Genomic DNA, 17,117 nt, shown 5'->3' on the forward strand with positions numbered 1-17,117 from the left:
CGCGCCTTTTTTCATTGTCCGTATATGACGATTTTGATGTCATAACTCAATCAATAGTGTTTTCTTTAGTACGAAAATTGATGAAGAGAAAAATTGAAGGAAGAATCAAAAAAGGATTGGAGCAGATTATGCGGAAATTATGGAGCCTACTCCTGTTGAGTCTGGCTGTACAGCCGGTCGCGGCAAGGCTGGGAGTCGGGGTCATGATTGGCGAGCCGACGGGCCTGAACGCCAAGCTCTGGCTGGACAAGACGCACGCCCTGGACTTCGGGTTGGCATGGTCGCTGTCGGAACACCAGGACATGCATGTGCATGCCGACTACCTCTTCCACAACAACAACGTGTTCGCGAACAGCGGCGCTTCGGGGCTCCTCTCCCTCTTCTACGGGATCGGCGGGCGCATGCGCATCCATGACGACAACAACGACCATAATGGCAACGACAACGACCGCGACAAGAACCGGGTGGGCGTTCGCATCCCCGTCGGGATCGACTGGGTGCTGCCGCGCGCGCCGGTCGACTTCTTCATGGAACTGGCGCCGGTGGTTGATCTGATGCCTGACACGCACCTGGACGTGGAGGGCGGCATCGGCGTGCGCTTCTGGTTTAGGTGAGCGACGCCAGGCCGGTGACCTTCGGCAGCTGTTCCATTGCCTCGTCGACCTGCTCCTGCGAGTAGGTGTGGTTCTCCAGCTGCCCGGCCAAGTAGGCGTCATAGGCCATCATGTCGAAGTGGCCGTGGCCGGACAAGTTGAAGGCGATCACCTTGCGGACGCCATCGCGCTTGCAGATGAGGGCCTCATCGATGGCGGCGCGCACGGCGTGTGCCGATTCCGGGGCCGGGATGATCCCCTCGGCGCGGATGAATTGCACGGCGGCGTCGAAAGTCTCCAGCTGTCCCACGGCCCGCGCTTCAATGTCGCCATGATCGACCAGCGCGCTGACGCTGGGCGCCATGCCGTGGTAACGCAGTCCGCCCGCATGGATGGCCGGCGGGACGAACCCGTGCCCCAGGGTGTGCATCCGGACGACCGGCGCCGTGGCTGCCGCATCGCCGAAATCGTAGGTGTAGCGGCCCCGGGTGAGGGACGGACAGGAGGCCGGCTCCACGGCCACCACGCGGACCCGCGCGCCCGTGGCGAACTTCTTCCACAGGAAGGGATAGGCGAAGCCGGCGAAGTTTGACCCACCGCCGGCGCAGGCGATCACCACGTCCGGGTACTCGCCGGCCATCTCCATTTGCTCCAGGGCCTCCAGGCCGATCACCGTCTGGTGCATGAGGACATGCCCCAACACGCTTCCCAGGCTGTACTTCTTGGCGCCCCCCGAGGAGGCCGCCACCTCCACCGCCTCCGAGATGGCCATGCCCAGCGACCCCGGCGAGTCCGGCGACTCGGCCAACACCCGCCGGCCATAGGCCGTGCGATCCGTGGGGCTGGCGTGGACCTCGGCCCCATAGGTCTGCATGATGACCCGGCGGTAGGGCTTTTGGTGGAAGGAGACCTTCACCATGTAGATCTCCAGGGCCAGGCCGAAGAAATGGCAGGCCATGGCCAGTGCGCTTCCCCATTGACCAGCGCCGGTCTCTGTCGTCAAGGCCTTGGTGCCGGCTTCCTTGTTGAAGAAGGCCTGTGCCACGGCGGTGTTGGGTTTGTGCGAGCCCACCGGGGAGACGCCCTCGTACTTGAAATAGATGTGAGCCGGTGTATCCAGAGCCCGTTCCAGCCGGATGGCCCGGATCATGGGCGTGGGGCGCCACAGGCGATAGACTTCGCGCACCGGCTCGGGAATCTCCACCCAGCGCTCGGTGCTGACCTCCTGTTGGATCAAGGACATGGGAAAGAGCACCGACAGGAAGTCCGGCGTGACGGGCTCCAAGGTGGCGGGATGCAACACGGGCGCCGGCGGCACGGGCATGTCGGCATTGATGTTGTACCAGGTTCGCGGCAGGCGGTCGGCGGGCAGGCTGTAGCGATGCTCACTCATGGGGACCTCCACGTTGATCTCGATGCCATGGGTCTGGAGCCCGTGTCAAGGAAGCGCCAATGTCCGCAATGCCACGTGGGAAAGCGACAGATGCGCCTGTGTCAATCTTAACAGCCCCTGATCGCCGCGGGGGTCGTCAAGCCGTGGCACGGTCCACCGTGTAGGAATTCTAGCAGCCTGTCGGGCTTGGACCTTCGATGGGATTCGCGACCATGCCCAACGCGGTGCGCGGGTCGGGCGACAGTACCTCCAGCGTGGGGAATCCGGTCAGAAATCGCGACGGGAGAAGACCCGCCCGGCCAGCGCCAGCGGCCCCGCCACCCAGAGCGCCAGCATCAGCCCCGCCAGCGCCATGCCCAGCGGCCCCTGGAAGAAAAGGCGGAAGACGGCGCCCGTGTAGCCCATCATGGCGCCCAGATCGAAGCGCAGGAGCACCAGCACGCGCGCCAGGTCCACCGGGTTGGCCAGGCAGAGGGCCAGAACGGGCCCTTCCAGCGGCCAATCGGACAGCCAGTAGCTCAGCATGAGAATCATGCCGTCCCAGGCCACGGCCACGGCCAGCCACAGCACGATGGCCAGGCCCAGGCCGCGCAGGCGGTTCTCCACCGTCACCGCGATGAGGAAGGCCAGGGCGCAGAAGGAGAGGCAGAGGCCGGCCCCGGCGCCCAGCAGCAGGGCCAGCGCCGTGCCGTCCCGCACGCCGGCGGCCAGCAGCGGCAGGAGGCAACCCAGCATCCAGGACAGGGTGAGGGGCAGGGCCAGCCCGGCGTAGAGGGCGAGGAAGAGGCGGAGGCGCGGCACGGGCTGCGCCAGCAGCAGCTCGATGAAGCGGCGCGCCTGGTAGAGGTGGCTGACGCCGAAGACGAGGCTGACCAGCGGCACCAGGGCCAGGCTGAGGCTGAGCAGGCCGAGCAGGGCCTGGTCGCCGTCCCCGCCCAGGCGCAGCATCATCCAGCCGGCCGCCAGGAAGAAGAGGCCGAAGCCGTAGACGATGCGGCTGCGCAGGCCGTCCCGCAGCGCGGCGGCGAGGAGGATGCCGGTCTGGCTCATGCCGCCCCCTGCCGCATGAGGGAGGCCACCGCGCGCTCCAGGCGCTCCTCGCCGGTGGCGCGCAGGAGGTCGGACAAGGGACCGGCGAAGCGGACGCGCCCCTCGAGCAGGAAGATGACCTGGTCGGCCAGCTCCTGCAGGTCGGCCAGCACATGGGAACTGATGAGGACGGTGCGGCCGGCGGCGCGGTCCTCCAGCAGGCGGTCCTTGAGATGGCTGCTGGCCAGCGGATCCAGGCCGGCGGTGGGTTCGTCCAGCACCAGCAGGGGCGCCGCGCTGCGCCAGGCCAGTTCGGCTCCCACCCGTTGCCGCGTGCCCCCCGACAGTCCGCGCAGCTTGCGGCCCTGGATCGCGGCCAGGCTGAAGATGCTGTCGGACCAGGGCGGGTTGGCACCGGGCGCGCGCGCGGCCCGGCCGGCCTTTTCCGCGGCGGCGCGGCGCACGCCGCCGATCAGCTCCACCAGCTCCTCCACGCTCAGGTTGTCGGGATAGTGGGGCAGCTGGGGCATGTAACCGATGTCCAGGCGCGCCGCGGCGGTGCCGTCCATGGGGCGGCCGTCCAGCAGGATGCGCCCGGCATCAGGTCTGACCAGACCCAGCAGGCACTTCATCAGGGTGGTCTTGCCCGAGCCGTTGGGTCCCACCAGCGCCGTGACCAGGCCGCGCGGGCAGCCGGCGCTGATTCCCTTCAAGGCCTCGATGCGACCGAAGCGCTTGGCCAATCCTTCCACCTGGATCATGGTTCCCTCATGCGCGGCTGGCTGTCCTCGAGGGTGGGCGGCGTGAGCAGGGGGAAGGCGCGCTCGCCCAGGTCGAGCAGGTCGAGGAAGAGGCTGCGCAGCAGGACGAGGGCGGGGGCCTGATCCTCCACCACGCGGGCGAAGACGCTCACCGGACGGTGCGGGGCGTCGCCGTAGCCGTCGCGGTCCAGATCGTAGCCGCGATGGCGGTCCCAGTAGTTGCGGGCGAAGGTGCTGTAATTCTGCCGGCCGTTGACCGCCACGTCGAAGGCGTTGGCGACGAAGCGGTTGTCCTCGTAGCGGCCATCGGTGGAGTTGGCCATCAGGCGCAGGGCCCAGCCATTGCGGCGGAAGTCGTTGTCGAAAACTCGCAGCCGGTTGGAGGCCTCCACGTGCAGGCCTGTCGTGTTGCCGCGGAAGGTGTTGCCGCGGATGACGCTGTCGCTGATGTCCTTCAGCAGCACGCCGTAGGAGGCCGGACCCCAGTTGTCGTGGAAGTCGTTGCCGCTCATCTCCACGTGACGGGAGTACATCACGGCCACGCCGGCGCCGTTGCCGTCGAACTCGTTCTCCAGGTAGTGGCAGGAGTCCGAGAACATGAAGTGCAGGCCATAGCGCAGGTTGCGGTGGCCATGGTTGCCCTTGATGACGGCCTGGCGCACGAACTCGAGGTAGATGCCGTCGCGGTGGCCGCCCACCTGGTTGGCGGAGATCTCCACCTCGCGGCAGTGCCAGAGGTGCACGCCGTTGCCGCTGGCCGTCTCCCTGTTCTCGCGGGCAACCATCGTGTTGCCGCGGATCACCGCCGCCCGGCAGCGCGCCAGGTAGACGCCGAAAAAGTTGTCCTCGAAGCGGCAGTCCTCCACCTGCAGCCCGGCGCAGTTCTCGGCCATGAGGGCGGCATGGTCGGCGCGATAACTCAGGCTGGCGCCGCGGAAGGCCAGGCCGCGCACCTCCACGCCATCCGCCCGCACGATCATCAGATGTCCGCCCCCGCTGCCGTCCACCTCGGCGCCGGGGCGGCCGATGATGGTGAGGCGGCGATCCACCAGCACACTGTCTTCGCGGTAGACGCCGGGCTCCACCCACACGGTGTCCCCCGCCGCGGCGCGGGCGACGGTGGCGCCCAGGCCTGTGTCAGGAGCGGCCCGCCAGGTGCGTCCCTCCGCTGCCGCCGTCAGGAGCAGCAACAGAAGGAGCGCAGCCCGGCGGGCCGGTGAGCGGTGCGGTTTGGGCGCCATCATGCCGGTCAGGGAATGCGCCAGGCGATCCGGACATGGTCCAGCACCTGCGGCCAGCTGAGCAGTTCGCCGCTGTGCCGGGCGCGCAGGGCGACCGCCTCCGCCGTGTCGGCGCAGGCGGTCAATCCCAGTCCCATCGGGCTGGGCAGATCGGTCGACTTGAGATAGACGCTGCCTTCGGCGGTGGCCAGCTGCCGCGGCCGGGCGTGGTGCGTCACGAGCAGGGCTTGCGCCTCCTTGGCGTCCTTGGGGCTTTCCAGGGTGTGGGCGGCCAGGCATTCCGCCGAGTCGAAGGTGAGCACCTTGCCGCGTTTGGTCACCAGTTCAGCGCCGTAGCGCTCGTCCATGACGAACATGCGGCAGCGGGCGCAGGTGTCCTGCCGGTAGCGGATGTCCCGCGGGCCGGCCTGGCAGCTGCCGCCGACGGATGCCAGCATGAGGACGCCCAGGGCCAGCGCGGCGCGGCCCCGGGGCGCCATGGCGGAACCTTTGCGCGGAGCCGACGCGGGACGCGGGGAGCGCCAGGCGAAGAGGCCGATGGCCAGCCCCGCCCCGATGGCGAGCGCCCCCAGCCCCGGCATGGCCGTGGTGCGCATGTTGAGCAGCTGCTTCGTGCCGATCAGCGGCGGCTGGTAGCTCATCCCCGGTACCTTGATGGCGGCGTTGGGGTCCAGGTTGTGGCCGTAGTCGTACTCCCACCACCAGAAGTCGGCCAGACCGGCGAGGCTGCCCGCCAGAAGCAGGAGCAGCCAGGTGGTGAGCAGCCAGCGACGGCCCCACCAGGCTCCGATCATGCCCAGGAGGGAGAGGCCGACCAGGGCCGGCGGCAGGATGCGCAGCTCGGGGATGCTGTCCGGCTCGATCGTCTTCATCCCGATATAGTGGTTGAGGCCGTTGATGTTGCGCAGGTCGTGCTCCTTCTGGCCCGTGATCTGGTGCGCCCAGATCTTGAGGCCGATGCCCTCCGGATACTGGGGCGCCGCGAGGGAGATCGTCCACAACGGGAAGAGCAGGGCCAGCAGCAGGCAGAGGGCTGCCGCGGCGAAGAGCAGGCGGGCGCGCACCGTCATGGCAACCCCCGGGGATAGGGGCCGGGGGGCGGGCCTGCGCCCCCCGGCCTGATGAGTCACTGACCCAGGCTCCAGGCCAATTCCGTGGCGGAGCCGGCCGGGGAGACCCGCACATAGCCCTGCATCTCCTGGTGGAGGGCGGAGCAGAAGTCGGTGCAATAGAAGGGATAGATGCCGGCCTTCTTCGGCTCCCAGCGGAGGGTGCGCGTCTCACCCGGCATGATGAGCAGCTCGGCCGTGGGGGCGCCCAGGATGGCGAAGCCGTGGGGCACGTCCCAGTCCTGCTCCAGGTTGGTGACGTGCCAGTAGACGGTGTCGCCGGCGCGGATGCCCTCGATGTTGTCCGGCGCGAAGTGGCTGCGTGAGGAACTCATGTAGACGCGCACGACGTTGCCCTGCCGCTCCACCCGCGTCTCCTTCTCCGACTTGACGGCCTGGGGATGGGTGTTGTCCTCGATGCGGAAGAAACGGACGGACTTCTCCTTGAGCAGTTCCGCCGGGCAGGCCTGGGCGTAGTGCGGCTCGCCGATGGTCGGGAAATCCAGCAGCAGTTTCATCTTGTCACCGCTGATGTCGATCAACTGCGCGCTGTGGGCCAGTTCGGGGCCGGTGGGCAGGTAGCGGTCCTTGGTGATCTTGTTGAGGGCGACGACGTACTTGCCCCAGGGTTTGGCGCTGTTGCCGCCCGGGATGCAGAGGTGGCCGATGGAGTAGTAGGTGGGAATGCGGTCCACCACCTCCCAGGTGCCCACTTTCCACTTGACGACTTCACTGCTGATGAAGGAGGATGTGTAGGCGTAGCCCTTGCCGTCAAATTCCGTGTGCAGCGGTCCCAGGCCCGGATCCTTCACCTCGCCGGCCATCACCGCATCGTACTTGAGGACGGGAATGCCGTCGATCTCGCCGTCGAAGGCCTTGGCCTCGATGGCGGCCAGCATCTTGCTGAAGGAATGGACCGGGATGACCGTGGCCAGCTTGCCGCCCGCCGCGATGTACTCGCCGGTGGGATCCACGTCCACGCCATGGGGCGACTTGGGCGTGGGCAGATAGTAGATGAGACCGGGGCAGTCGGCCGGATCCAACACCAGCACCGAGTTGTGGCTGGTGCTGGACGCCACGCGGGACTTCTCATCCATGCGGTTCGTCACATAGCTGGCCGGCATGGTGCGGGCCTTGCCCTGGGCCAGATAGTCCTCGGCCTTCTTCCAGTTGACCGCCGCGATGAAGTCCTTGTCGTTCTTGGAGGCGTTCACCTCCAGCAGCGAGTTGGCCTTCTCGCTGTTGTAACAGGTGAAGAAGGACCAGCCGTGGGAGGGGCCGCGCCCGGCGCGGGAGAGGTCGTAGTTGAAACCGGGCACGAGGATCTGGAAGGCCAGCTCCATGTGGCCGTGTTCCGGGTCCACCTTGATGAAGGAGATCGTCCCCTTGAAGTTCTCGGCGTAGCTCTTGATTGCCACGTCCGCCTGGGGCACGGGTACGCTGAAGCGCGTGGAGGCCACCACGTACTCCGTGCTCTCGGTGAGGAAGGGCGAGCCGTGGTTGCCCGCGGAGTTGGGGATCTCGATGATCTCCGCCGTCTCGAAAGTGGTGAGATCGATGCGGGCGATGCGGGGCGTATTGTTGCCGTTGATGAAGATCCAGCGGCCGTCGGGCACACCCTTGGTCTGGGAAAGCTCGGGATGGTGGGCGTCGTCCCAGGGCACGAAGCCGTGGGAGGTGTTGAACATGGCCAGGGTTTCCTCGGCGTAGCCCCAGCCCTTCTCCGGGTACTGGCTGAAGACGGCGATGTCCTTCAGGTGGCGGCCGGAGGGCAGGCCGTAGACGGTCATGTTGCCGCTGAAGCCCCCCGAGCAGAACAGGTAGTAGTCGTCGTGGGAACCGGGCGCCACATAGACGGCGGCCGCCGCCCCGGCGTCTCCCAACATCGCGCGGTTGCCACCGCCGCAGGAATGGAGCAGCAGGCCCGCGCCCGCCATGCAGGCCGCGGCGATCAGGGCGCTCCGCGCCAAAGAATGCTGTTTCATGAAACCTCCCTGTGTGTGGTCACTGTGCGGCGCGGCTGGCGTCCTGCGCCGGATTCGAGCGGATGTATTCGAGAACGGCCCGCGCCTCGTCCTGGCTCAGGTTCTGCTGGGCCATGGGAGCCAGGTACTCGGCGAGCAGCTTTTTGGCCTCCGGGTGGCGCCTCACCATCTCCTCGGGGTTGAGGATCATGTTGAGCACGTAGCGGGGCGAACGCCGGGAGAGGATGCCGGTCAGGTCGGGGCCGATGAAGCGCTCACCCAGCTTGTGGCAGGCCAGGCACTTGGAATCGAAGACTTCCTGGCCGCGGGCGGTCAGCGTGGCGTCCAGCTCGCCCAGGGGGCCGGGATCAACGGCGGGTCCGATGCCGTGCTCCAGCTCGGTTGCGCTAAGGCCACCGGTCTCGGGGGAGGGGCCATCCGCCTCCTGGGGCGGCTTGGAACAGCCCATGACCAAGGCCAGGGCAACACTCAGAAAGAGATGGGTCGGGCGCATGGATTCTCCAGCTCGTGGTTAAATCAGGATCAACAGGTCCAAATTAGGCGGCTTGAAGGCGAAAAATCAACACTATCAGGCAGCAGGTCCGGAATATACCCCAATTGAGTAATGAGTCTGGAGGTGGGAGATGAGAGAGCCGCCGCCATCCGGACATCCTACATTTGAAGCCGGTCAAACAGAGGCGGACGTGGACTTCGCCAGCATCAATCCAGCCTCGGGGGAATGTCTGGCCCACCATGCGCCGACCACCGCGGCACAGCTGGAGGCCTCCCTTGCCTTGGCCGCCGCGGCCCAGGCGGACTGGGAGGGGCGGGGTCTGGAGGAGCGGCTGGCCGTGGCCGGACGCGCCACCGACCTGCTGCGGGCACGCGCCCCCGCCCTGGCCGGGCTGATGGCCGACGAGATGGGCAAACCGGTGGCGCAGGGACGGGCGGAGGCGGAGAAGTGCGCCTGGGTCTGCGCGGATCTGGTGGAGCGCGCCCCCCTGGTGCTGGCCGACCAGCCGGTGGCGACCGAGGCCCGTCGCAGTCTTGTCTGTTTTCGGCCGGTGGGCCTCGTGCTGGCGATCATGCCCTGGAACTTCCCGCTCTGGCAGGTGGTGCGGGCCGCCCTGCCGGCGCTGGCGGCGGGCAACGGCGTTCTGCTCAAGCACGCGCCCTCCACCCAGGGCTGCGCCGCGGCGCTGCTGGACCTGCTGACCGAGGCCGGCCTGCCGGCGGGCCTCATGCCCAGCCTGCGCCTCCACCCGCCGGCCATCGCCGCCCTCATCGGGGACCGCCGGGTGGCGGCCATCACCCTTACCGGGAGCACGGCGGCCGGGCGCGCCGTGGCGGAGGCGGCGGGGCGGCACCTCAAGAAGTGCGTGCTGGAGCTGGGTGGCAGCGATCCGGCCGTGGTGCTGGACGATGCCGACCTGGAGCTGGCGGCGCGTGTGATGGTGGCCGGCCGCATGATCAACAACGGCCAGAGCTGCATCGCGGCCAAGCGCTTCATCGTGATCGAGCGCCATCGACAGGCCTTCGAGCAGCGGGTCGTCGCGCTGATGGCCGAGCACGTGGGCGAGGATCCGCGGCGGGAGTCCTGCCGCCTGGGTCCCCTGGCCCGCGCCGACCTGCGCCGGGTCCTGCACGGACAGGTGGAGCGCAGCGTGGCGGCGGGGGCGCGCCTGCTGCTGGGCGGCCGGCTCCCGGACGGCCCCGGCTTCTGGTATCCGGCCACCGTGTTGAGCGAGGTGCGGCCCGGCATGCCCGCCTTCGACGAGGAGCTGTTCGGGCCGGTGGCGGCCCTCTGCTGGGCCAAGGACGAGGAGGAGGCCCTGGCCCTGGCGAACCAGAGCGAGTTCGGCCTGGGGGCCAGTGTTTTCACGGCGGATCGGGTCCGCGGCGAGCGCATCGCCCGGGAGCGCCTGCCCGCCGGCGGAGCCTTCGTCAACGCGCTGGTCAAGTCGGATCCCCGCCTGCCCTTCGGCGGCATCCGGGACTCCGGCTACGGGCGCGAGCTGGCCGACTTCGGCCTGCGCGAGTTCGTCAACATCAAGTCGCTCTGGATCGACTGAACGAGGAGGCACCGATGCACAAGCTGGTCCTGTTGCGCCACGGACAGAGTGGCTGGAACCTGGAGAATCGCTTCACGGGCTGGACGGACATCGACCTGTCTCCCCAGGGGCTGACAGAGGCCGCCGAGGCCGGCCAGGAATTGAAGAAGGAGGGCCTCGTCTTCGACCTGGCCTACACCTCGGTGCTGAAGCGGGCCATCCGCACCCTGTGGATCACGCTGGACCAAATGGACCTGATGTGGATCCCGGTGATGCGCAGCTGGCGCCTGAACGAGCGCCACTACGGCGCCCTGCAGGGCCTCAACAAGATCGAGATGGTGGAGCGCCACGGGAAGGAGCAGGTGCAGATCTGGCGCCGCTCCTTCGACACGCCGCCCCCCGCCCTTGGCGTGGACGATCCGCGCCACCCGCGCTTCGATCCCCGCTATGCCGGAGTCCCCGCCGCCGAGCTGCCCGCCACCGAATCGCTCAAGGAGACGATCGCCCGCTTCCTGCCGCTCTGGAACGGGGAGATCGCCCCCGCCATCCGCGCCGGAAAGCGCGTGCTCATCACGGCCCACGGCAACAGCCTGCGGGCGCTGGTCAAGCATCTGGACGGCATCGACGAAAAAGAGATCACGGGCCTCAACATCCCCACCGGCATTCCCCTCCTCTATGAATTGGACAAGGACCTGAACCCCCTGGACAAGCGCTACCTGGGCGACCCCGAGGCTGCGCTCCGCGCCGCGGAGGCCGTCGCCAAGCAGACCGGATGAGGGCCGTCCCCCGCCTGCCCGGCCGCGCGGCTCTCCTGGATCGGCTGACGCAGCACGTCGACGACCCGACCATCCGCCTGGCGGTGTTGACGGGGCCGGCCGGCATCGGCAAGAGCGCGCTGCTGCAGGCCCTGGAGGCGCGCCTGGACAGTGCCGTGCTTTGGCTGGACCACTCCTGCCGTCCCCACGATGCCGGTCCGGGCGGCGCCCTGGGAGGCTTGCTGGGCCGCCTCAGCCTCCGGCTCACGCCGGCCGAGCTGGGACAACTGCACGATGATCCCGGCCTGTCCCGCCTGTCGGGAGCCGGTTTCGCCTGGGCCTGGACAAGGATTGCGGCGGCGCCGGCACCGGACGGCCACCTTTCCTCTCTGGAGGAGCTGGCCGGACTGCTGGACCGCCTGGGCCGCCTGCGCCCCCTCGTCCTGGTCCTGGACGATCTGCACCACATGGACGAGGCCAGCCGCTGCCTGATCGAAGGCCTGCTGGCCCACCCCGCCCTTGACGAGTCACGGCTCACGCTGCTGGCCGCCTGCCGCGACCTGACGGCCCTCTCCTTCATCGAGGACTGGCGGCGGCTGCTGGAGGGCGAGCCAGGCTTGACCTGCCTGGATGTGACGCCCCTGAACGAGACGGGATTGACGGAGCTGGTGGCCCGCGAATTGGACGACAGCGCGCCCCCGGCGCTGCCGGCCTTGTTGTCCGAGCTGATGACGCACAGCGCCGGCCTGCCCTTCCTTGCCCTCAACCTGCTGCGGGAGGCCCGCCGTTCCGGCCTGGTGCGCGCCACGCCGGTCGGTTGGCAGGCCGCCTCCATCGCGCCCCTGGTGCATGGTGCGGCGGGGAGCCTGAATGAGGCCCTGGCCGGCACCCTGCTGGCGCGCCGCCCCCAATCCCGCTTCCTGCTGACGTGGTTGGAGGCGGCGGGACATCCGGCCCCCCTCGACGTCCTCCACGGCATTCCCGCCGCGGTGGACTGGGAGGAGCTGGCCGGCGAGCTGCATGGCCAGGGCGTGGTGCGCCACGATGAGGAGGCCGGCGGCTGGGTCCTGGCCCACGACCTGTGGGCGGTAGCGGTGCGACATCTGCTCCAGCCGGAGGAGCGACGCGCCTTCCTGCTGGAGGTGGCGAATCGCCTGGACGGCCCGGAGGCCGTCCGGCGCCTGCTGAGGGCGGAGCTGCTCTGCCGGATCCGGGAGGAGGACGCGGACGGCGACGGAGGGCTGCGGACCGGCGCCGCCGGGCTGATCGCCGGCCTGTTGGAAGACGGAGGCGGCGCCTCGCCCGATCTCCAACTGCGTCTGGCCGAGCGCCTGTCGACTCTGGCGGAGGACAAGGACCACTACAATCTGGCCATCCGCGTCCTGCTTGAGACCCATCAGCGCCTGGGCAGCGCCAACGGATTGGCGGACTGGCTGGAGCGGGCCGACCCGCGGCGCTTGTCGGGGGAGACGCGTCTGCTCTGGCTGCGGCTCATGCCCCGCGCCTTCACCATCCGCGGACGGCTCGCGGAATTGCCGCCCTGGCTGGATCGCATGGAGGCGACACCGGATCTGGAGCCGGCCGAGCAAGCCACCCTGGTGCTGGCCCGCCTGCAGCGCCGTTATGCCGCGTCCGACTGGGAAGGGGCGGCGGCGGAGTTCGACCGCCTCGAGCGCTTGGCGACCCTGCCCGGCCAGCGGGACTGGGGCCGCTGCCTGCGCTGGATGATGCCCGCCACGCCGGACGACCCCCTGGCCCGCTTCGCCGGCCTGGAGCGGGAGTTGGCGGCCCGGGGCGGCCAGCTGGACGACACCCAGCTGCTCGCCATCCATTTCGAGCTGCAGAGCCTGGCCCACATCTCCGGCCGGCGCGATCTGATGAAGCCGCACCACGACCGCATGGTGGAGATCTCCGGCCGGGCGCCGGCCCCCAGCCTCCGCCTGCAGCGGGAGCGGCATGCCCGCGTGCTGGCCATGGCCGGGCGCTGGAGCGAGGCGGAGCAGATCCTCCGCGACAACCTCGACCATGCCCTGCGCCACGGGGAACGCGCCCTGGCCACTGAGACCGCATTGACCCTGATCAACCTGCTGCGCCAGCAGCGGCGGCTGGCCGACGCCCTGGCCGTGTCGGAGCTTCTGACGGAGGAGGTGGCGGGGCCGGGAAACTCCTATGCCCACAAGGCCTTGCGGCTGACCGCGCTTTCCCTTCTTTGGCGCCTGCACCGGACCCGCGAGGCGGCCGTCCTGCTGGAACACCTGGAGGGCGACCTGGGGGAGGAGGCTTCCCGCGAGTTGTGCCTGTCGCTGGGCTATTGCCGCGCCATGGTCCGCCTCCAGGAGGCGGAGGCGGGGGGGGATTGGCGCGCAGCCGGCGAAGCGGCGCAGGCGATGGTCGATTTCTATGCCACGCTGGGTCGCACCGACACGGAGGCCCTGCAGTTCGCCATCATCCGCGACCGGGCGGATGCCCGCCGCGGTCTGCTGGATGCCGGCCGGCGAGCCGCGGACTGGCTCCCCGCCGTCGAGACGGCCCGCGCCCGCAACGAGTTCGATCTGGTGCGCTTCATGACGCAGATCGGCGAACTGGCCCTTGACAGCGGCGAGCCCGCGGTGGCGGCCCGACTGGTGGACGAGCTGCTTCAGGTGGAGCGCGACGAGGAGCTGACGGCGGCCTTCCGTGTGTCCGTGGCCGAGCGCGACGGTCGGCGGGAGGAGGCCGCCCTGGCCCTCCTCGAAACCGCTTGTCACGCCCGGCGGCGCGGGCAGGACGGCCTGCTCACGCACCTGTCCGGCCGCTTTCCCGGGTTGACGGCCTGGCCCTTGCCCGACGCCCTGCCCGCGCCGACGCTTTGCCTGTGGGCCTGGACGCTGGCGGAATGGCTGGGGGCCGGGTTGGCCATCAGCCTGCCCGGCTTGGTGGTGGACAACGACGGATGGGAGGACTTCGTCCGCGCGACGCTGGCGGACTGCGCGGTGCGACGCGATCACCTGACGACGGCGGAGGCGGCGCGACTGGACAAGGAGCTGGCACGCCTGCGCGCCTGGCTGGATCGGCAGGGCGGGCGCGATCCCGGCCTGCGCCTGCAGCTGCTGGGTGGGCCGCGTCTGTGGCTGGGCGAGGGGGAGCTGGACGCCGCCCGCCTGCGGACCCGGGTGGGGCTGGAGCTGCTTGCCCTGTTGGCCGTGCGAGCCTGGCAGGGCCGTGGGCTCATGACGCGGGAAGAGATCCTGGCGGCGATGACCATGGGTGGCCGGCCCGTGCTGGGGGATGGCAGCCTGCGCGTGGTGGTCAGCCGCCTGCGCAAGGCGCTGCAGCCAATCTCAGCCGAGCTGTTTCAGCACACGGAGCGCCAGGGCTACGCCCTGGGCGGCCACCTGCCGCTGGATGTCCAGGACTTCGAGCGGGCCTGGACGCAAGCCCAGACGGCCCTGCGCGGCAGGCGGCGGGCGGAGGCGGCCCGCTGTCTGGACACCTGCCTCGGCCTCTACCGCGGCCCCTTCCTGCCGGGCGGATCCGCCTGGACGGAGCCCCTGCGGGCGCACTTCGAGCAGCGTTTCATGGCGGCGGCCACGGAGCGGTTGAAGCTGCTCGACGATCAGGAGGAGGCCCGCCGCGAGCTGCTGGCCCGCTTGCGCAACCAGCGGCCGGAACTGGCGGAGTTCCTGGCCTGACACGACCGGCGTCGGGATCGAAACTCGAATCAGATCATGGGTGAGGGGGAGTCGGCATGGCGCTGGTGATCAAGCAGGCGGATTTCCTCATCAGTGTGGCCGACCCCGCCCGGCTGCCGGAGCCGGCCTGGCCGGAGATCGTCTTCGCCGGACGCTCCAACGTGGGCAAGAGCAGCCTGATCAACCTGCTGCTGGGCCGCAGAGCGCTGGCCAAGGTCTCGGCCGCCCCCGGCAAGACGAGGCTGGTCAACTACTTCATCGTCAACGAGACGCTCTACTTCGTCGATCTCCCCGGCTATGGCTACGCCAAGACCAGCCAGGAGCTTCGCCGGGAGTGGGGCGTGCTCATCGAGCGCTACCTGCTAACGGCGCGGACCCGCCTGGTCGTGCAGCTGCTCGACATCCGCCACACCCCCACCCGGCAGGACCTGGACAGCCTGGCCTGGCTTTGCCACAACATGGTGCCGGTGGTGGTGGTGCTGACCAAGGCGGACAAGCTGGGGCGCCAGGCCCAGCGCGAGGCGCTGCTGGGCATGAAACAGCGCCTTCATTCCCTTCCCATTCTCCAGATTCTGACCAGTTCGGTGCGGGCCCGCAGCGGCAGGGACGATCTGCTGGGCTTCCTGGGCGCCTGGCTCAAGAAAGGACACGCGAGGTGAGAGACTTTTCCGGTGGAATGGAGGCCGTGCGGGCCCTGCAGGAGGCGCGGGCCCAGATGACGCAGGAGATCCGCCGCACGATCGTGGGGCAGGACGAGGTGATCGAGCACCTGCTCATCACGCTGCTCTGCCGCGGGCATGGACTGGTGGTGGGCGTGCCGGGGTTGGCCAAGACCCTGCTCATCTCCACCCTGGCCCGCGTGCTGGAACTCAAGTTCAGCCGCATCCAGTTCACGCCCGACCTCATGCCGGGCGACATCACGGGCACCGAAGTGATCGAGGAGGACCAAGCCTCCCGCGCCAAGCGCTTCCGCTTCTTCCATGGGCCGGTCTTCGCCAACATCGTCCTGGCCGACGAGATCAACCGCACGCCGCCCAAGACCCAGTCCGCCCTCCTGCAGGCCATGCAGGAGCACGAGGTGACGGTGAGCGGCACGACCTACCCGCTGGAGGAGCCCTTCTTCGTGCTGGCCACGCAGAATCCCATCGAGCAGGAAGGCACCTACCCGCTGCCCGAAGCCCAACTGGACCGTTTCATGTTCATGCTGCGCGTGGACTACCCCAGTTTCGCCGAGGAGCTGGAGATCGTCAAGTCCACCACCGGCGCCGGCGGGGAAAGCCCGCGCCCGGTGCTGAACGCGGCGCAGATCCTCCAGCTGCAGGACCTGGTGCGCCGCACGCCCGTGGCCGACCACCTGGTGGAGCAGGCCGTGCGCCTCGTCAGCCGCACGCGGCCGGGCAATCCCGACGCGCCGCCCTTCATCCGGGAACAGGTGAGCTGGGGCGCCGGGCCGCGCGCCAGCCAGTACCTTGTGCTGGGCGCCAAGTGCCGGGGCATCCTCCACGGACGGCCCACGCCCGACCTGGCCGACCTCAAGGCGATGGCCCTGCCCGTCCTGCGCCACCGGGTGCTGACCAACTTCGCGGCCGAGGCCGAGGGCGTCACCAGCGACATGATCGTCACCCGCCTGCTGGAGGATCCGGCCTGAGATGGCCACCCTCCTGACGCCCGAGCGCATCGCCCGGCTGCGCAGCCTGGACCTGATCGCGCGGCACGTGGTGGAGGGCTTCATCACGGGCCTCCACCGCTCCCCCTACCACGGCTTCAGCGTGGAGTTCAGCGAGCACCGGCCCTATCAGCGCGGGGACGAGATCCGCCACATCGACTGGCGGCTCTTCGCACGCAGCGAGCGCTTCCAGGTCAAGCAGTACGAGGAGGAGACGAACCTGCGCTGCTACGTGCTGCTCGACGGCAGCGCTTCCATGGGCTTCGGCAGCGCGGGCGTGACCAAGTTCACCTGGGCCTCCATCCTGGCCGCCGCCCTCATGTACCTCATGGTGCGCCAGCAGGACGCGGTGGGCCTCGCCCTCTTCGACGAGGAGCTGCGCCGCCTCATCCCGCCACGCAGCACGCGGGGCCATCTGCGCCTGCTGCTCCACGAGCTGGAGCATTGGCAGCCCTCCGGCGGCACCCGCACCGAAGCCACCCTCCACCGCATGGCGGAATCGCTCAAGCGCCGCGGCCTCGTCATTCTCATCAGCGACCTCTACGACGAGGAGAGCGCCGTGCTGCGCGGCCTCAAGCACTTCCGCCACCAGGGCCACGAGGTGATCGTCTTCCAACCCCTCGACCCGGCGGAGTTGGACTTCTCCCGCTTCGACGGGGGTCGCTTCCGCGACATGGAGAGCGGCGCCGAGCTGTCCGCCGACCCCCGCCTCGTGGCGGCCGAGGTGAACCGCCAGGTGGCCACCTTTGTGCGGAGCCTGCGCTCCCGCTGCCTGGGGGAGGGTATCGATTTTGCCACCTTGAGCACAGGCCGCGCCGTGGACCACGCCCTGCTCGAGTACCTGATCAAGCGGCGGCGCATGGCATGAGGGGATCCGCCCGCCT

General features: G+C 69.1%; 14 protein-coding genes. 7 read left to right on the forward strand and 7 right to left on the reverse strand.

The genetic code is table 11. From position 1 onward, the window contains the following. The first annotated feature begins 128 nt into the window (after nt 1-128). On the forward strand, nt 129-614 hold the full coding sequence (locus tag Q8O14_05015) for a DUF3996 domain-containing protein (protein MDP2360096.1): 486 nt from the start codon (nt 129-131) through the stop codon (nt 612-614). On the opposite strand, the gene Q8O14_05020 is transcribed toward Q8O14_05015, so the two are convergent. The 7 genes from Q8O14_05020 to Q8O14_05050 form a co-directional block, all read right to left on the reverse strand. After that, entirely contained in the window at nt 607-1,986 is a 1,380-nt protein-coding gene (locus Q8O14_05020; GenBank protein MDP2360097.1) for a TrpB-like pyridoxal phosphate-dependent enzyme, read from the reverse strand. The two genes, Q8O14_05015 and Q8O14_05020, sit on opposite strands and share 8 nt — an antisense overlap. Before the next feature lie 267 nt (nt 1,987-2,253). After that, nucleotides 2,254-3,036: an ABC transporter permease gene (locus Q8O14_05025; protein ID MDP2360098.1), complete on the reverse strand. Its 783-nt coding sequence runs from the start codon at nt 3,034-3,036 to the stop codon at nt 2,254-2,256. Next, on the reverse strand, nt 3,033-3,776 hold the full coding sequence (locus Q8O14_05030) for an ABC transporter ATP-binding protein (GenBank protein ID MDP2360099.1): 744 nt from the start codon (nt 3,774-3,776) through the stop codon (nt 3,033-3,035). The genes Q8O14_05025 and Q8O14_05030 overlap by 4 nt, the downstream gene beginning before the upstream one ends. Next, nucleotides 3,773-5,020: a nitrous oxide reductase family maturation protein NosD gene (gene nosD / locus Q8O14_05035; GenBank protein ID MDP2360100.1), complete on the reverse strand. Its 1,248-nt coding sequence runs from the start codon at nt 5,018-5,020 to the stop codon at nt 3,773-3,775. The genes Q8O14_05030 and nosD overlap by 4 nt, the downstream gene beginning before the upstream one ends. A 5-nt stretch (nt 5,021-5,025) precedes the next feature. Next, nucleotides 5,026-6,087, reverse strand: a complete 1,062-nt coding sequence (locus tag Q8O14_05040) for a nitrous oxide reductase accessory protein NosL (GenBank protein MDP2360101.1) — start codon at nt 6,085-6,087, stop codon at nt 5,026-5,028. A 56-nt stretch (nt 6,088-6,143) separates the two neighbouring features. Beyond that, nucleotides 6,144-8,111, reverse strand: a complete 1,968-nt coding sequence (gene nosZ, locus Q8O14_05045) for a Sec-dependent nitrous-oxide reductase (GenBank protein ID MDP2360102.1) — start codon at nt 8,109-8,111, stop codon at nt 6,144-6,146. Nucleotides 8,112-8,130: 19 nt separating this feature from the next. Then, the gene (locus Q8O14_05050; GenBank protein ID MDP2360103.1) at nt 8,131-8,604 is read right to left on the reverse strand and encodes a cytochrome c; all 474 of its coding nucleotides are present in this window, start codon (nt 8,602-8,604) and stop codon (nt 8,131-8,133) included. Nucleotides 8,605-8,734: 130 nt separating this feature from the next. Between Q8O14_05050 and Q8O14_05055 the strand changes: the two genes are divergently transcribed. The 6 genes from Q8O14_05055 to Q8O14_05080 are packed head-to-tail and all read left to right on the forward strand — an operon-like array spanning nt 8,735 to nt 17,101. Further along, entirely contained in the window at nt 8,735-10,162 is a 1,428-nt protein-coding gene (locus tag Q8O14_05055) for an aldehyde dehydrogenase family protein (GenBank protein ID MDP2360104.1), read from the forward strand. 14 nt (nt 10,163-10,176) lie between these two features. Next, nucleotides 10,177-10,917, forward strand: a complete 741-nt coding sequence (gene gpmA / locus Q8O14_05060) for a 2,3-diphosphoglycerate-dependent phosphoglycerate mutase (GenBank protein MDP2360105.1) — start codon at nt 10,177-10,179, stop codon at nt 10,915-10,917. Then, nucleotides 10,914-14,567 (forward strand): AAA family ATPase, encoded by a 3,654-nt coding sequence (locus tag Q8O14_05065; protein MDP2360106.1) that lies wholly within the window; start codon nt 10,914-10,916, stop codon nt 14,565-14,567. Before gpmA ends, Q8O14_05065 begins: the two co-directional genes overlap by 4 nt. A 56-nt stretch (nt 14,568-14,623) precedes the next feature. Beyond that, nucleotides 14,624-15,226, forward strand: a complete 603-nt coding sequence (gene yihA, locus Q8O14_05070; protein ID MDP2360107.1) for a ribosome biogenesis GTP-binding protein YihA/YsxC — start codon at nt 14,624-14,626, stop codon at nt 15,224-15,226. A 17-nt stretch (nt 15,227-15,243) separates the two neighbouring features. Further along, entirely contained in the window at nt 15,244-16,215 is a 972-nt protein-coding gene (locus tag Q8O14_05075) for an AAA family ATPase (protein MDP2360108.1), read from the forward strand. A 1-nt stretch (nt 16,216) separates the two neighbouring features. Beyond that, entirely contained in the window at nt 16,217-17,101 is an 885-nt protein-coding gene (locus tag Q8O14_05080) for a DUF58 domain-containing protein (protein MDP2360109.1), read from the forward strand. Nucleotides 17,102-17,117 lie beyond the last annotated feature (16 nt).

It is taken from the genome of bacterium (genome assembly GCA_030685015.1).
In the GTDB taxonomy this organism is placed as follows: domain Bacteria; phylum CAIWAD01; class CAIWAD01; order CAIWAD01; family CAIWAD01; genus CAIWAD01.

Coding starts and splice junctions, on each gene's coding strand:
- nosD (MDP2360100.1), bottom strand. CDS start 5,020: ATGATGGCGCCCAAACCGCACCGCTCACCGGCCCGCCGGGCTGCGCTC.
- gpmA (MDP2360105.1), top strand. CDS start 10,177: ATGCACAAGCTGGTCCTGTTGCGCCACGGACAGAGTGGCTGGAACCTG.
- Q8O14_05080 (MDP2360109.1), top strand. CDS start 16,217: ATGGCCACCCTCCTGACGCCCGAGCGCATCGCCCGGCTGCGCAGCCTG.
- Q8O14_05075 (MDP2360108.1), top strand. CDS start 15,244: ATGGAGGCCGTGCGGGCCCTGCAGGAGGCGCGGGCCCAGATGACGCAG.
- nosZ (MDP2360102.1), bottom strand. CDS start 8,111: ATGAAACAGCATTCTTTGGCGCGGAGCGCCCTGATCGCCGCGGCCTGC.
- Q8O14_05030 (MDP2360099.1), bottom strand. CDS start 3,776: ATGATCCAGGTGGAAGGATTGGCCAAGCGCTTCGGTCGCATCGAGGCC.
- Q8O14_05020 (MDP2360097.1), bottom strand. CDS start 1,986: ATGAGTGAGCATCGCTACAGCCTGCCCGCCGACCGCCTGCCGCGAACC.
- Q8O14_05040 (MDP2360101.1), bottom strand. CDS start 6,087: ATGACGGTGCGCGCCCGCCTGCTCTTCGCCGCGGCAGCCCTCTGCCTG.
- yihA (MDP2360107.1), top strand. CDS start 14,624: ATGGCGCTGGTGATCAAGCAGGCGGATTTCCTCATCAGTGTGGCCGAC.
- Q8O14_05015 (MDP2360096.1), top strand. CDS start 129: ATGCGGAAATTATGGAGCCTACTCCTGTTGAGTCTGGCTGTACAGCCG.
- Q8O14_05065 (MDP2360106.1), top strand. CDS start 10,914: ATGAGGGCCGTCCCCCGCCTGCCCGGCCGCGCGGCTCTCCTGGATCGG.
- Q8O14_05025 (MDP2360098.1), bottom strand. CDS start 3,036: ATGAGCCAGACCGGCATCCTCCTCGCCGCCGCGCTGCGGGACGGCCTG.
- Q8O14_05055 (MDP2360104.1), top strand. CDS start 8,735: ATGAGAGAGCCGCCGCCATCCGGACATCCTACATTTGAAGCCGGTCAA.
- Q8O14_05050 (MDP2360103.1), bottom strand. CDS start 8,604: ATGCGCCCGACCCATCTCTTTCTGAGTGTTGCCCTGGCCTTGGTCATG.